The organism is Burkholderia sp. MSMB2157WGS (genome assembly GCF_001532755.1).
GTDB lineage: Bacteria > Pseudomonadota > Gammaproteobacteria > Burkholderiales > Burkholderiaceae > Burkholderia.
The window spans coordinates 738,894-753,074 of sequence record NZ_LPJG01000011.1 but is presented as its reverse complement, the minus strand read 5'-3'; the positions used below and the strand labels follow the sequence as shown (position 1 = coordinate 753,074).

Here is a 14,181-nt window from a genome sequence, read left to right as displayed (position 1 = left end):
ACCAATGGCAATGCTCTGGGTCAAGACGTTCCATATCGTTCTGATCGCCGCGTGGTTCGCGGGGCTCTTCTATCTGCCGCGCATCTACGTGAACCTGGCCATGGAGACCGATCCGGCCGCGGTGCGGCGCCTGCTCTTGATGGCGCGCAAGCTGTTCCGCTTCATGACGATGATCGCGGTGCCGGCGCTGGCGTGCGGGCTGTGGCTCTGGCTCGCGATCGGCATCGGGCAGGGGCAGGGCTGGATCCATGCGAAGGTGACGGTGGTGCTGCTGCTCGTGATCTACCACGCGTATTGCGGGCACCTGCTGCGGGTGTTCGAGCGCGGCGAGAACCGCCGCACCGACAAGTGGTATCGCGTGTTCAACGAACTGCCGGTGCTCGGCATGCTCGCCGCGGTCGCGCTGGTGGTGATCAAGCCGTTCTGAGCGGCGCGGCCGGCGGTGACGTCGCCGTCGAATCATGCGCAACGGCGCCCCTCGGGGCGCCGTTGTTCGTTGACGGGCGGTTCCGTGCGTCGCCGGCTCAATCCTTCGCGTCGTCGATCCGGCGCCGCGTGATCGCTTCCTTCGCGCGGCCGACGCGCTCCATCAGCGCCGGCCCGCGCGACAGCGCGACACCGACCGCGAGAATGTCGCCGATCGCGAGATGCGACATCCGCGACGTCATCGGCGAGAACACGTCGGTTTCCTCGGCAACGTTCGACGCGAGGCTGACCGTCGCGAGCTTCGCGAGCGGCGAGTGGCTCTGCGTGATCGCGACGACTTTCGCGCCGCACGCGAGCGCGGAGCGCGCGGCGTCGACGATGTCGCGCGTGCGGCCGGTGTTCGAGATCGCGACGACGACGTCGTGGGGCCCGAGCAGCGCCGACGACATCGAGAACGTGTGCGGATCCGAATACGCGACGCTCGGCACGCCGAGCCGGAAAAACTTGTGCTGGATGTCCTGCGCGGCAATGCCCGAGCCGCCGGCGCCGTAGAACTCGATGCGCGACGCGTTCGACAGCAGCGCGATCGCGTCGGCGACGCTGCCGGCGGACAGGCTGTTGCGCACTTCGATCAGCGCGCCGATCGTGCGGTCGAACACCTTGCCGATGATGCCGGGCGCCGGTTCGTCGGGCTCGACGTCGCGGTACACCGACGACACGCCCGGCGCCACGCTCTGCGCGAGCCGGATCTTGAATTCGCGAAAGCCGCTGCAGCCGAGCGCCTGGCAGAAGCGCGCGATCGTCGGCTGGCTGACGCCCGCGCGAGTCGACAGCTCGGTCATCGCGAGGTCGAGCACCTCGCGCGGCGCGGCGAGAATGTAGTCGGCGAGCTTGCGCTCGGACGGGCGCAACTCGGCGCGGATCGCTTCAATGCGGGGCAGCATGGGACGGCATCGGGAAATCGGGTTCGGATGAGCGAGTGTATCGCAATCGAATTGTAGAAAATCTACATGAAAATGCTAGCCCAGTCGTGACGATTTCGGTGCGGGATCGGTAGACGGGATTAGGGTTTTCACTGATTTAACCCTTGCTGGTGGCGGGAATGGCGGTTGCGAGTGAATTGATTGGCATTGCATGCTTGTAGTTTTTCTACTAGACTGCCTTCGTTCGATCGACGAAGCTCGACCGTCCCCACGATTCCAACCGCCGGTGTCGGCCGGCATACAGGAGCGCCCAGCATGACGTCGCTGCACCCCACTCTGGCGAAGGTCACCGAACGCGTGATCGCCCGCAGCCAATCGACCCGTTCCGCCTATCTGCAGCGCATCGACGGCGCGCAAGGCAAGTTCCCGGCGCGCGGCGCGCTGTCGTGCGCGAACCTCGCGCACGGCTTCGCGGGCCTCGAGGGCAACGACAAGTTCGCGATCAAGGCGATCCGCGAGCCGAACATCGGCATCGTGTCCTCGTACAACGAGATGCTGTCCGCGCACGCGCCGTACAAGGATTTCCCCGAGATCATCAAGGCCGCCGCGCGCGAAAACGGCGGGGTCGCGCAGTTCGCCGGCGGCGTGCCGGCGATGTGCGACGGCGTCACGCAGGGCAACCCGGGGATGGAGCTGTCGCTGTTCTCGCGCGAGGCGATCGCGATGGGCACGGCGATCGCGCTCACGCACAACATGTTCGATGCGGCGCTCTGCCTCGGCATCTGCGACAAGATCGTGCCGGGCCTGCTGATCGGCGCGCTGCAGTTCGGCCACCTGCCGACGATCTTCGTGCCGGCCGGCCCGATGACGAGCGGGCTGTCGAACGACGACAAGGCGAAGATCCGCCAGCAGTTCGCGACCGGCCAGGTTGGCCGCGACGCGCTGCTCGAAGCCGAATCGGCCGCGTATCACGGCCACGGCACCTGCACGTTCTACGGCACCGCGAACAGCAACCAGATGCTGATGGAGCTGATGGGGCTGCACCTGCCGGGCTCGGCGTTCGTTCACCCGCATACGCCGCTGCGCACCGCGCTGACGGCCGAGGCCGCGCGCCGCGTGCTCGACCTGACCGTCGAGCGCGGTCACTACACGCCGATCGGCCACGTGATCGACGAAAAGGCGATCGTCAACGGGATCGTCGCGCTGCTCGCGACGGGCGGCTCGACCAACCACACGCTGCACCTCGTCGCGATCGCGCGCGCGGCCGGCATCCTGATCGACTGGAACGACTTCGACGAGCTGTCGGCCGTCGTGCCGCTGCTCGCGAAGATCTACCCGAACGGCAAGGCCGACGTGAACCACTTCCATGCGGCGGGCGGCGTCGCGTTCCTGGTACGCAACCTGCTCGAAGGCGGGCTGCTGCACGAGGACGTGACGACGGTCGCGGGCAAGGGCCTGTCGCACTACACGAAGGAGCCGAAGCTGATCGACGGCAAGCTGACGTGGGTCGACGGCGCGGCCGAGAGCCACGACACGAAGGTGCTGCGCGGCATTCGCGACCCGTTCCAGCCGGACGGCGGCCTGCGCCTGATGCAAGGCCGGCTCGGCCGCGGCGTGATCAAGATCTCGGCGGTCGCGCCGGAGCACCGCAAGGTGACGGCGCCCGCGATCGTGTTCGACTCGCAGGAAGCCGTGCAGGAAGCGTTCGATCGCGGCGAGCTGAAGCGCGATTTCGTCGCGGTGGTGCGCTTCCAGGGTGCGCGCGCGAACGGCATGCCCGAGCTGCACCGTTTGACGCCGCTGCTCGGCGTGCTGCAGGATCAGGGCTTCCATGTCGCGCTGGTGACGGACGGGCGCATGTCGGGTGCGTCGGGCAAGGTGCCGGCGGTGATCCACGTGTCGCCGGAGGCGCTGCTGGCCGGCCCGATCGGCAAGGTGAAGACGGGCGATACGCTCGTGATCGACGCGGAAGCCGGCGTGCTCGACATCGAGATCGACGACGCCGAGTGGCACGCGCGCCCGGTCGCGCAGCCGCAGCACCAGGCCGAGAACGAAGTCGGCTTCGGGCGCGAACTGTTCGGCGTGTTCCGCGCGGCGGCCGCACCGGCCGAGCAGGGCGCATCGGTTTTCGGGGCGCTGGTCGGCGAAACGGCCGTCAGCGTCGCCGCATGAATTTCAAGGAGCCAATTCAATGAAGACGATTGCTGAAATCGTGAAGTTGGGCCCGGTCATTCCGGTGCTCGCATTCGACTCGGTCGAGCAGGGCGAACACGTGTCGCGGGCATTGCACGCGGGCGGCGTGAAGGTGCTCGAGATCACGCTGCGCACGCCGGCGGGCCTGGAGGCGATCCAGCGCGCGAGCCAGCTCGCGGACGACATCGTCGTCGGCGTCGGCACGATCACGAAGCCCGAGCATTGCGCGCAGGCCAAGCGCGCGGGCGCGACATTCGGCGTGTCGCCGGGCCTGACGAAGGAACTGCATCTCGCGTCGCTCGACGCCGGTTTGCCGCTGCTGCCGGGCGTGATGACGCCGAGCGACATCATCCAGGCGCTCGAATTCGGCTACGAGATCGTCAAGTTCTTCCCCGCGCAGCAGGCGGGCGGCGTGCCGATGCTGCAGGCGTTCCACGGTCCGTTCCCGGCGCTGAAGTTCTGCCCGACCGGCGGCATCACGGTCGACACCGCGCCGAACTTCCTGAAGCTGCCGAACGTCGTGTGCGTCGGCGGCTCGTGGCTCACGCCGAAGGCCGCGCTCGCCGCGCAGGATTGGGCCGAAGTCACGCGTCTCGCGCAAGCGGCGAGCCAGTTGCCCCGTTAAGACTTGTACCGGATGACCGTTCAACCCTCGGAGACGAGCGCTTAGTGCTTGTTTTACCGAGGGTTTTTGCTGATGGAACCGGTTCTATCCGCGGATCGCAAAGATAAGTAAAATTCAGCGTCCTGACGGGGGGGTACCTCCGTGTTTCGGAGACCTGCATAGCCGGGCATACTCGCAACGACTCGCCCGGTTCGAACAATTCTAGGAGGAGTGCCACATGGGGGCCGTCCAAGGCAGCATGCTGCTCGTATTCACGCTGATCGCGATTGCCGCGCTGATCCTGATGATCGCGCGCTACAAGATCTACCCGTTCCTGGTGCTGATCATCGTTTCGCTCGGCCTCGGCCTCGTCGTCGGCATGCCGATGGACAAGATCGTCAAGTCGTTCGAAACGGGCACCGGCGGCACGCTCGGTCACATTGCGATCGTCGTCGGCCTCGGCACGATGCTCGGCAAGATGATGGCCGAATCGGGCGGCGCCGAACGGATCGCGACCACGCTGATCGACTGGTTCGGTGAAAAGAACATCCACTGGGCGATGATGTTCGTCGCGATCATCGTCGGCCTGCCGGTGTTCTTCGAAGTCGGCTTCGTGCTGCTGATCCCGATCGCGTTCAACGTCGCGAAGCGCACCGGCAAGTCGCTGCTCGTCGTCGGCCTGCCGATGGTGGCCGGCCTGTCGGTCGTGCACGGGCTGATCCCGCCGCACCCGGCCGCGCTGCTGGCCGTCCAGCAATACGGCGCCGATATCGGCAAGACGATCGCATTCGGCCTGGTCGTCGGCGTGCCGACCGCGATCATCGCGGGTCCGCTGTTCGCGCTGACGATCTCGAAGTTCGTGAAGTTGCCGGACAACAACCCGCTCGCATCGCAATTCGTCGATTCGAACGCGGATGGCCGCAAGCGCGAACTGCCGAGCTTCGGCATCACGCTGTTCACGATCCTGCTGCCCGTCGTGCTGATGCTCGTCGGCAGCTGGGCCGACCTGGTGTTCGCGCCGAAGTCGCTGCCGAACAACCTGCTGCGCTTTGCCGGCAACTCGGACGTCGCGCTGCTGATCGCCGTGCTCGTGAGCTTCTTCACGTTCGGCAAGCTGCAGGGCTTCAACCGCGATCAGATCCAGAAGTTCTGCGGCGAGTGCCTGGCGCCGATCGCCGGCATCACGCTGATCGTCGGCGCGGGCGGCGGCTTCGGCGGCGTCCTGCGCGACAGCGGGATCTCGCAGCAGATCGTCGAGACCGCGAAGCATGCGCACCTGTCGCCGCTGCTGCTCGGCTGGTTCGTCGCGGCGCTGATGCGTCTCGCGACGGGTTCGGCGACGGTCGCGATGACGACGGCCTGCGGCATCGTCGCGCCGATCGCGGCGGCGGCCGGCACGACGGTCAGCCCGGAGCTGCTGGTGCTCGCGACCGGCTCGGGCTCGCTGATCTTCTCGCACGTGAACGACGGCGGTTTCTGGCTGATCAAGGAATACTTCGGGATGACGGTCGGTCAGACGTTCAAGACCTGGTCGCTGCTTGAAACCATCATCTCGGTGCTCGGTCTCAGCTTCACGTTGCTGCTGAGCATGGTTCTGTAACAAGGGGTAGTCAATGATTCTGATCGCAATGGGCGTGTCGGGCGCGGGCAAGTCGCTGATCGGCGAAATGCTGGCGGAACGCCTGTCGTGCAGCTATACCGATGGCGACGCGTTTCACAGCGCGGCGAACAAGGAAAAGATGCACCACGGTATTCCGCTGACCGATGAAGACCGCTGGCCGTGGCTGCGCACGATTCGCGCGGCCATCGAGGACAAGCAGCGCGCCGGCGAGACGGCCGTGTTCACGTGCTCGTCGCTGAAGCGCTCGTACCGCGACGTGCTGCGCGGCGCCGATACCGACGTGCGGTTCGTGTATCTGAAGGGCTCGTTCGAGGTGTTGCAAGAGCGCCTGAAGAGCCGCACCGGCCATTTCTTCGATCCGTCGCTGCTGAAAAGCCAGCTCGACACGCTCGAGGAGCCGGGCCCGGACGAAGCGATCGAGGTCAGCATCGACCTGACGCCCGAACAGATCGTCGACGAAGTGATCGTGAAACTCGGCCTCGCGCAGCAGCACTGAGCGCGGTTCGCGGCAATCGTATTGCAGCAATGACGCAGGCGCCCCGACGGGCGCCTGCGTCGTTTACGGACGTGTGGGCGCTCGGGCCGTGCGTGCGCGCTGCGCGATCCCGGCATCGACCATCACGAGATTCCGCCCGGCCCGCAACTGTCGCCGATCGCGATCCCCGCCGCGAAGGCGGCGACGAGCGTGATGAGCGTGATGAGCGCGCCGAACCGCGGGCGGACGACCGCGTTCCGACCGGCGAAAAAAGAAAAAGCCCGATGCGAATCGCTTCGCATCGGGCTTTTTTCCGTCCGGCGACGGCGGTGCTTACGCGATCCGCTTCGCGAGTTCGACGGCCTTGCCGATGTACGACGCCGGCGTCATCGCGAGCAGGCGATCCTTCGCGTCCTGCGGGATCGCGAGCGTGCCGACGAATTCCTGCAGCGCTTCGCGCGTGATGCCCTTGCCGCGCGTCAGTTCCTTCAACTGCTCGTACGGGTTCTCGATGCCGTAGCGGCGCATCACCGTCTGCACCGGCTCGGCGAGCACTTCCCAGCAGTTGTCGAGATCTTCGTTCAGGCGCTGCGGGTTCACTTCGAGCTTGTCGAGGCCGCGGATCAGCGAATCGTACGCGAGCAGCGAATAGCCGAGCGCGACGCCCATGTTGCGCAGCACCGTCGAGTCGGTCAGGTCGCGCTGCCAGCGCGACACCGGCAGCTTGTCGGCGAGGTGGCGCAGCGTCGCGTTCGCGAGGCCGAGGTTGCCTTCCGAGTTCTCGAAGTCGATCGGGTTGACCTTGTGCGGCATCGTCGACGAGCCGATCTCGCCGGCCTTCGTCTTCTGCTTGAAGTAGCCGACCGAGATGTAGCCCCACACGTCGCGATCGAGGTCGAGCAGGATCGTGTTCGCGCGCGCGACCGCGTCGAACAGTTCGGCCATGTAGTCGTGCGGCTCGATCTGGATCGTGTACGGGTTGAACGTGAGCTTCAGGCGGTTCTCGATCACGTCGCGCGAGAACGCTTCCCAGTCGAATTCCGGATACGCGGACAGGTGCGCGTTGAAGTTGCCGACCGCGCCGTTCATCTTGCCGAGGATCTCGACCTTCTCGATGCGCGCGATCGCGCGGGCGAGGCGCGCGGCGACGTTCGCGAGTTCCTTGCCGAGCGTCGTCGGGCTGGCCGGCTGGCCGTGCGTGCGCGACAGCATCGGCTGTTCGGCGTGCGCGTGCGCGAGTGCGACGAGGCGCTTGTGGACCGTGCGCAGCGCCGGCAGGATCACGTGCTCGCGTGCGCCGGCGAGCATCATCCCGTGCGACGTGTTGTTGATGTCCTCGGACGTGCACGCGAAGTGGATGAATTCGCTCGCCTTCTCGAGTTCGGCCTGGCCCTTCACCGATTCCTTCAGCCAGTATTCGACGGCCTTCACGTCGTGGTTCGTCACGCGCTCGATTTCCTTGATGCGCGCGGCGTCGTGCGCGGTGAAGCGCTCGGCGAGCTGCAGCAGGAACTGCTCGGACGCTTCCGAGAAGCGCGGGACTTCCGCGAAGCCGGCGCGCGACAGCGCGATCAGCCAGTGCACCTCGACGGTGACGCGGTGGCGCATGAAGGCGGCTTCGGAGAGCCAGTCGCGCAACGCTTCGGTCTTGCTGGCGTAGCGGCCGTCGATGGGCGAGAGCGCGGTGAGGGCGAAAAGCGTATCGGGACGAGTGTCGGACATGATCGGGCGGGCCTTGGGGCCGGGTCGAGCGAGGGGAGGGAATCCGGCATTTTACCATTGGCGCGGGACGATCCCGGCCGAACCGGTCCGGGCGCGGGCGCCACGGGCCGGCAAGGCTCGGGCAGCGCGCGAACGGCCTGCCGGCCGGCGCCCGCGCCGGCTCGTCGGGCCGCCAGGCAAGCCGCCGGCCGGGCCTGCCCGCCGGTAGAATGCAGGCTTCTTCCCGACCGCCGCCCGCCGCGCCCGCCTGCATGGAACTGAAATGGCTCGAAGACTTCGTCTCGCTCGCGGAAACGCGCAGCTTCAGCCGGTCCGCCGAGCTGCGGCACGTGTCGCAACCGGCGTTCTCGCGGCGCATCCAGGCGCTCGAGGCATGGCTCGCGACCGAGCTGATCGATCGTTCGGTCTATCCGACCCGGCTCACGCAGGCCGGGCAGATCTTCTACGAGCAGGCGCTGACGATGCTGTCGCAGGCGCACGAGGCCAGGACGCTGCTGCGCGGCCACGTCGGCGCACCGGTGCCGACGATCGAATTCGCGGTGCCGCACACGCTGTCGCTCACGTATTTCCCGCGCTGGCTCGAGCGGATCGAGGCGAAGATGGGCCAGGTCCACACGCGGCTGCGCGCGCTGAACGTGCACGACGCGGTGCTGTCGCTCGTCGAGGGCGGCTGCGATCTCGTGATGGGCTACCACCACCCGAGCCATCCGGTCGCGCTCGACCCGGCTCGCTACGACATGCTGATTCTCGGCAGCGAGCCGATCAGCCCGTTCTCCGCGCCCGGCCGCGCGGGCCGGCCGCGCCACACGCTGCCGGGCGCGGCCGACGCGCGCGTGCCGTATCTGTCGTATACGCCGAATGCGTATCTCGGCCGGATGACCGAAGTCATCATCGCGAACGCGCCGACGCGGCTGTTCCTCGATCGCGTGTACGAAACCGACATGGCCGAAGGGCTGAAGGCGATGGCGCTCGCGGGCCACGGCGTCGCGTTCCTGCCGCACAGCGCGGTCGACGATGCGGTCGCGGGCGGCCGGCTGATCCGGCTCGACCGCTCGGCGCGCGGCGCCGGCGCGCATCCGTTCACGTTGACGATGGAGATCCGGCTGTACTGCGACAAGCTCGCGCTGCAGGGTGACGATCCGCGCCAGAAGCTCGTGCGCGCGCTGTGGGACGTCGTGCGCGACGAACTGCGCGAGACCGCCGGCGGCACCGCCGGCTAACCGCCGACGGTTGATCCGGCCGAGCGATCCGGCCGAGCGATCCGGCCGGCTGACGGCGGCCTTGCGGCGCCTGTCGGACGGCTGTCCGCCGGCCGGCTCGCGCGTCGGCAACGCGGTTTTTCACGAACGCGATGCCCGGCCGATCGCGGCCGTTCTTGCGCAAATCGACCGCGATTTTGCGAAAAATCGCGATCATGCAAGAAACGCATAATCGAATAAACAAACGGCATTGGATAAAAAAAACGGGTTTTTCGACAATGTGCGCAATCCGTTGAACGTTGGAGCTTCCATGTCTTCGCAACAGCAGTCCATCCCGTCCTACCTGCACGCCGACGATCTCGGCCCGTGGGGCAACTACCTTCAGCAGGTCGATCGCGTCGCGCCGTACCTCGGTTCGCTGTCGCGCTGGCTCGAAACGCTGAAGCGTCCGAAGCGCATCCTGGTCGTCGACGTGCCCATCGAGCTCGACAACGGTACCGTCGCGCACTTCGAGGGCTATCGCGTGCAGCACAACGTGTCGCGCGGCCCGGGCAAGGGCGGCGTGCGCTACCACCAGGACGTGACGCTGTCGGAAGTGATGGCGCTGTCGGCATGGATGTCGGTGAAGAACGCGGCCGTGAACGTGCCGTACGGCGGCGCGAAGGGCGGCATCCGCGTCGACCCGCGCAAGCTGTCGCGCGGCGAGCTCGAGCGCGTGACGCGTCGCTACACCAGCGAAATCGGCATCATCATCGGCCCGAACACCGACATTCCGGCGCCGGACGTCAACACCAACGAACAGGTGATGGCGTGGATGATGGATACCTTCTCGATGAACCAGGGCCAGACGTCGACCGGCGTCGTGACCGGCAAGCCGATCGCGCTCGGCGGTTCGCTCGGCCGCAAGGAAGCGACGGGCCGCGGCGTGTTCGTCGTCGGCTGCGAAGCGGCGAAGAAGAAGGGCCTCGAGATCGAAGGCGCGCGCATCGCGGTGCAGGGCTTCGGCAACGTCGGCGGCATCGCGGCGAAGCTGTTCCAGGAAGCGGGCGCGAAGGTGATCGCGGTGCAGGATCACACGGGCACGATCTACCAGCCGGCCGGCCTCGATTCGAACAAGCTGCTCGACCACGTCGCCCGCACGGGCGGTGTCGCGGGCTTCGAAGGCGCCGAGCCGATGCCGAACGACGAATTCTGGACCGTCGAAACCGACATCCTGATCCCGGCGGCCCTGGAAAACCAGATCACCGAGAAGAACGCATCGAAGATCCGCACGAAGATCGTCGTCGAAGGCGCGAACGGCCCGACGACGACGGCGGCCGACGACATCCTGAGCGCGAACGGCGTGCTCGTGATCCCCGACGTGATCGCGAACGCAGGCGGCGTGACCGTGTCGTACTTCGAGTGGGTGCAGGATTTCTCGAGCTTCTTCTGGACGGAAGACGAGATCAACCACCGTCTCGAGCGCGTGATGCGCGAAGCGTTCGCCGGCGTGTGGGCGGTCGCGGAAGAGCACAAGGTGACGGTGCGTACGGCGGCGTTCATCGTCGCGTGCAAGCGCATCCTGATGGCGCGCGAAATGCGCGGCCTGTACCCCTGATCGGTTCGACTACGATCGACGCATGACGCAATCCTCGCGATTGCGTGCATGAACCCTCGCGGGCGGTGCCGAATCCGGCGCCGCCCGCGTGCGCATTCAGGCGCCGGACGAGCGCCGGAAGCCGGGAGGACGGCTTCGCACGGGGCGATTCGTAGTGCGGTAAACAACCAGTACTTTCAAAAATATTACTTTGATACACTGGCGCGGGTTTTAGCCAAGGAGATGACCAAAATGAAATACCACAAGGCAGTCCTGATGGTGGCGGCGCTTTGCGCGTTCGCAAGCGGCGCGCATGCTCAGGAGACGGGCACGCTGAAGAAGATCAAGGACACGGGCGTGATCGCGCTGGGCCACCGCGAATCGTCGATTCCGTTCTCTTACTATGACCAGAGCCAGCAGGTGGTCGGCTATTCGCGCGACTTCCAGATGAAGGTCGTGGAGGCGGTGAAGAAGAAGCTGAACCTGCCGAACCTGCAGGTGAAGAACATCCCCGTCACGTCGCAGAACCGTATTCCGCTGGTGCAGAACGGCACGGTCGACATCGAGTGCGGCTCGACGACCAACAACGCCGAGCGTCAGCAGCAGGCTGCATTCTCGAACACGATCTTCGTGATCGGCACGCGCCTGATGACGAAGAAGGATTCCGGCGTCAAGGATTTCGCCGACCTGAAGGGCAAGACGGTCGTGACGACTGCCGGCACGACGTCGGAGCGCCTGCTGCGCAAGATGAACAACGACAAGCAGCTCGGCATGAACATCATCAGCGCGAAGGATCACGGCGATTCGTTCAACACGCTGGAATCGGGCCGCGCGGTCGCGTTCATGATGGATGACGCACTGCTCGCGGGCGAGCGCGCGAAGGCGAAGCAGCCGGGCGAATGGGTGATCGTCGGCACGCCGCAATCGGAAGAGGCTTACGGCTGCATGATGCGCAAGGGCGATGCCGACTTCAAGAAGGTCGTCGACGACGCGATCGCGCAAGTCGAGAAGTCGGGCGAAGCCGCGAAGATCTACGCGAAGTGGTTCGAGAACCCGATCCCGCCGAAGAACCTGAACCTGAACTTCCCGCTGTCCGAGTCGATGAAGAAGCTGTACGCGAACCCGAACGACAAGGCGCTCGACTGATCACACTGCCGTTGATGCAGAAATGACGCTCATGAGACGGAAGAGGCCACGCTTCTTCCGTTTCTTTTTGCTGGAGTCTTGCCCATGTCTTACCACTGGAACTGGGGCATCTTCCTGAGCCCCGTGTCGACCGGCGAGCCGACGACTTATTTCGGATGGCTGATGTCCGGCTTCTGGGTGACGATCGAAGTGTCGCTCGTCGCCTGGGTCATCGCGCTGATCGTCGGATCGCTGTTCGGCGTGCTGCGCACCGTGCCGAACAAATGGCTGTCGGCGATCGGCACCGTGTACGTGTCGATCTTCCGGAACATTCCGCTGATCGTGCAGTTCTTCATCTGGTATCTCGTGATACCCGAGTTGCTGCCCGCGTCGATCGGCACCTGGATCAAGCAGTTGCCGCCCGGCACGCAGTTCTTTACCGCGTCGATCGTCTGTCTCGGCCTGTTCACGGGCGCGCGCGTGTGCGAACAGGTGCGCTCGGGGATCAACGCGCTGCCGAAGGGCCAGCGCGCGGCCGGCCTCGCGATGGGCTTCACGCAATGGCAGACGTATCGCTACGTGCTGCTGCCGGTTGCCTACCGGATCATCGTGCCGCCGCTCACGTCGGAGTTCCTGAACATCTTCAAGAACTCGGCCGTCGCGTCGACGATCGGCCTGCTCGACCTGTCCGCGCAGGCGCGCCAGCTCGTCGACTACACCGCGCAGACCTACGAGTCGTTCATCGCGGTCACGCTCGCTTACGTGCTGATCAACCTCGTCGTGATGGCGTTCATGCGCTGGATCGAAGGCCGTACGCGGCTGCCCGGCTATATCGGAGGCAAGTGATGCATCAGTTCGACTGGAGTAGTATTCCCGGCGCGCTGCCGACGCTGTGGTCGGGGGCGGTCGTCACGTTCAAGATCACGCTGATCGCGATCGTGGTCGGGATCGTCTGGGGCACGCTGCTGGCGTTGCTGCGGCTGTCCGGCGTGAAGCCGCTCGCATGGTTCGCGAAAGCGTACGTGACGGTGTTCCGCTCGATCCCGCTCGTGATGGTGCTGCTGTGGTTCTTCCTGATCGTGCCGCAGGTGCTGCAGGGCGTGCTCGGTCTGTCGCCGACGATCGACATCCGCCTCGCGTCGGCGATGGTCGCGTTCTCGTTGTTCGAAGCCGCGTATTATTCCGAGATCATCCGCGCCGGCATCCAGGCGGTGCCGCGCGGGCAGGTGAATGCCGCGTTCGCGCTCGGCATGAACTACGCGCAGGCGATGCGCCTCGTGATCCTGCCGCAGGCGTTCCGCGCGATGGTGCCGCTGCTGCTCACGCAGGCGATCGTCCTGTTCCAGGATACGTCGCTCGTGTACGTGATCAGTCTCGCGGACTTCTTCCGCACGGCCGCCAACATCGGCGATCGCGACGGCACGACCGTCGAGATGGTCCTGTTCGCCGGTGCATGCTATTTCGTGATTTGCTCGTTGGCGTCTGCTCTCGTCAAGGGTCTCCAGAAAAAGGTCACAAGATGATTTCCATCAAGAACGTTTCGAAGTGGTACGGCCAGTTTCAGGTCCTCACCGAATGCACGACCGAGGTCAAGAAAGGCGAAGTGGTCGTCGTGTGCGGCCCGTCGGGCTCGGGTAAATCTACGCTGATCAAGACCGTGAACGGCCTGGAGCCGTTCCAGCAGGGCGAGATCCTCGTGAACGGCCAGTCGGTCGGCGACAAGAAGACGAACCTGTCGAAGCTGCGCTCGAAGGTCGGGATGGTGTTCCAGCATTTCGAGCTGTTCCCGCACCTGTCGATCACCGAGAACCTGACGCTCGCGCAGATCAAGGTGCTCGGCCGCGGCAAGGACGAAGCGACCGAGAAGGGCATGAAGCTGCTCGATCGCGTCGGCCTGAAGGCGCATGCGCACAAGTTTCCGGGCCAGTTGTCGGGCGGCCAGCAGCAGCGTGTCGCGATCGCGCGCGCGCTGTCGATGGACCCGATCGCGATGCTGTTCGACGAGCCGACGTCCGCGCTCGATCCGGAGATGATCAACGAAGTGCTCGACGTGATGGTCGAACTCGCGCAGGAAGGGATGACGATGATGGTCGTCACGCACGAGATGGGCTTCGCGAAGAAGGTCGCGCATCGCGTGATCTTCATGGACAAGGGCGCGATCGTCGAGGACGACCGCAAGGACGATTTCTTCTCGAATCCGAAATCGGACCGCGCGAAGGACTTCCTCGCGAAGATCCTGCACTGAGCGTTCGCGCGTCTTGCGCGCACCCACGCGAAAACCGCCCGGCATGCCGCCGGGCGGTTTTTTTTCGTCCGC

Annotated in this window: 13 protein-coding genes; 11 read left to right on the top strand and 2 right to left on the bottom strand. The window is 65.6% G+C overall.

The genetic code is table 11. The features are described from left to right. The first annotated feature begins 4 nt into the window (after positions 1-4). Positions 5-427 carry a CopD family protein gene (locus WT53_RS08095; protein ID WP_095211718.1) on the top strand — a complete coding sequence of 141 codons (423 nt, stop codon included), beginning with the start codon at positions 5-7 and terminating at the stop codon, positions 425-427. Positions 428-524: 97 nt separating this feature from the next. Here WT53_RS08095 and WT53_RS08090 read toward each other — a convergent pair whose 3' ends face one another. Then, positions 525-1,370, bottom strand: coding sequence for a MurR/RpiR family transcriptional regulator (locus WT53_RS08090; protein WP_034206404.1), 846 nt, complete (start codon positions 1,368-1,370; stop codon positions 525-527). Positions 1,371-1,664: 294 nt separating this feature from the next. Between WT53_RS08090 and edd the strand changes: the two genes are divergently transcribed. The 4 genes from edd to WT53_RS08070 all read left to right on the top strand — a co-directional run bounded on the left by edd (position 1,665) and on the right by WT53_RS08070 (position 6,263). After that, positions 1,665-3,521, top strand: coding sequence for a phosphogluconate dehydratase (gene edd, locus WT53_RS08085; protein WP_034206405.1), 1,857 nt, complete (start codon positions 1,665-1,667; stop codon positions 3,519-3,521). A 19-nt stretch (positions 3,522-3,540) separates the two neighbouring features. Then, positions 3,541-4,167 carry a bifunctional 4-hydroxy-2-oxoglutarate aldolase/2-dehydro-3-deoxy-phosphogluconate aldolase gene (gene eda / locus WT53_RS08080; protein ID WP_034206406.1) on the top strand — a complete coding sequence of 209 codons (627 nt, stop codon included), beginning with the start codon at positions 3,541-3,543 and terminating at the stop codon, positions 4,165-4,167. 217 nt (positions 4,168-4,384) lie between these two features. Next, the gene (locus tag WT53_RS08075; RefSeq protein WP_059779191.1) at positions 4,385-5,746 is read left to right on the top strand and encodes a GntP family permease; all 1,362 of its coding nucleotides are present in this window, start codon (positions 4,385-4,387) and stop codon (positions 5,744-5,746) included. Positions 5,747-5,759: 13 nt separating this feature from the next. Then, complete coding sequence (locus tag WT53_RS08070) at positions 5,760-6,263, top strand: gluconokinase (protein WP_034206408.1); 504 nt, start codon at positions 5,760-5,762, stop codon at positions 6,261-6,263. 312 nt (positions 6,264-6,575) lie between these two features. On the opposite strand, the gene purB is transcribed toward WT53_RS08070, so the two are convergent. Continuing rightward, positions 6,576-7,964 (bottom strand): adenylosuccinate lyase, encoded by a 1,389-nt coding sequence (gene purB / locus WT53_RS08065; protein WP_060259098.1) that lies wholly within the window; start codon positions 7,962-7,964, stop codon positions 6,576-6,578. A gap of 251 nt (positions 7,965-8,215) precedes the next feature. Between purB and WT53_RS08060 the strand changes: the two genes are divergently transcribed. From WT53_RS08060 to WT53_RS08030, 6 genes are all read left to right on the top strand, one after another. After that, the gene (locus tag WT53_RS08060) at positions 8,216-9,184 is read left to right on the top strand and encodes a LysR substrate-binding domain-containing protein (protein WP_034206410.1); all 969 of its coding nucleotides are present in this window, start codon (positions 8,216-8,218) and stop codon (positions 9,182-9,184) included. Positions 9,185-9,473: 289 nt separating this feature from the next. Beyond that, on the top strand, positions 9,474-10,760 hold the full coding sequence (locus WT53_RS08050; RefSeq protein WP_034206412.1) for a Glu/Leu/Phe/Val dehydrogenase: 1,287 nt from the start codon (positions 9,474-9,476) through the stop codon (positions 10,758-10,760). A 231-nt stretch (positions 10,761-10,991) separates the two neighbouring features. After that, positions 10,992-11,885 (top strand): glutamate/aspartate ABC transporter substrate-binding protein, encoded by an 894-nt coding sequence (locus WT53_RS08045; protein WP_059824627.1) that lies wholly within the window; start codon positions 10,992-10,994, stop codon positions 11,883-11,885. 84 nt (positions 11,886-11,969) lie between these two features. Continuing rightward, positions 11,970-12,710 carry an amino acid ABC transporter permease gene (locus tag WT53_RS08040; protein WP_034206414.1) on the top strand — a complete coding sequence of 247 codons (741 nt, stop codon included), beginning with the start codon at positions 11,970-11,972 and terminating at the stop codon, positions 12,708-12,710. Continuing rightward, positions 12,710-13,387 (top strand): glutamate/aspartate ABC transporter permease GltK, encoded by a 678-nt coding sequence (gltK, locus tag WT53_RS08035; RefSeq protein WP_006483854.1) that lies wholly within the window; start codon positions 12,710-12,712, stop codon positions 13,385-13,387. Before WT53_RS08040 ends, gltK begins: the two co-directional genes overlap by 1 nt. Next, complete coding sequence (locus tag WT53_RS08030) at positions 13,384-14,109, top strand: amino acid ABC transporter ATP-binding protein (protein WP_034206415.1); 726 nt, start codon at positions 13,384-13,386, stop codon at positions 14,107-14,109. Before gltK ends, WT53_RS08030 begins: the two co-directional genes overlap by 4 nt. Positions 14,110-14,181 lie beyond the last annotated feature (72 nt).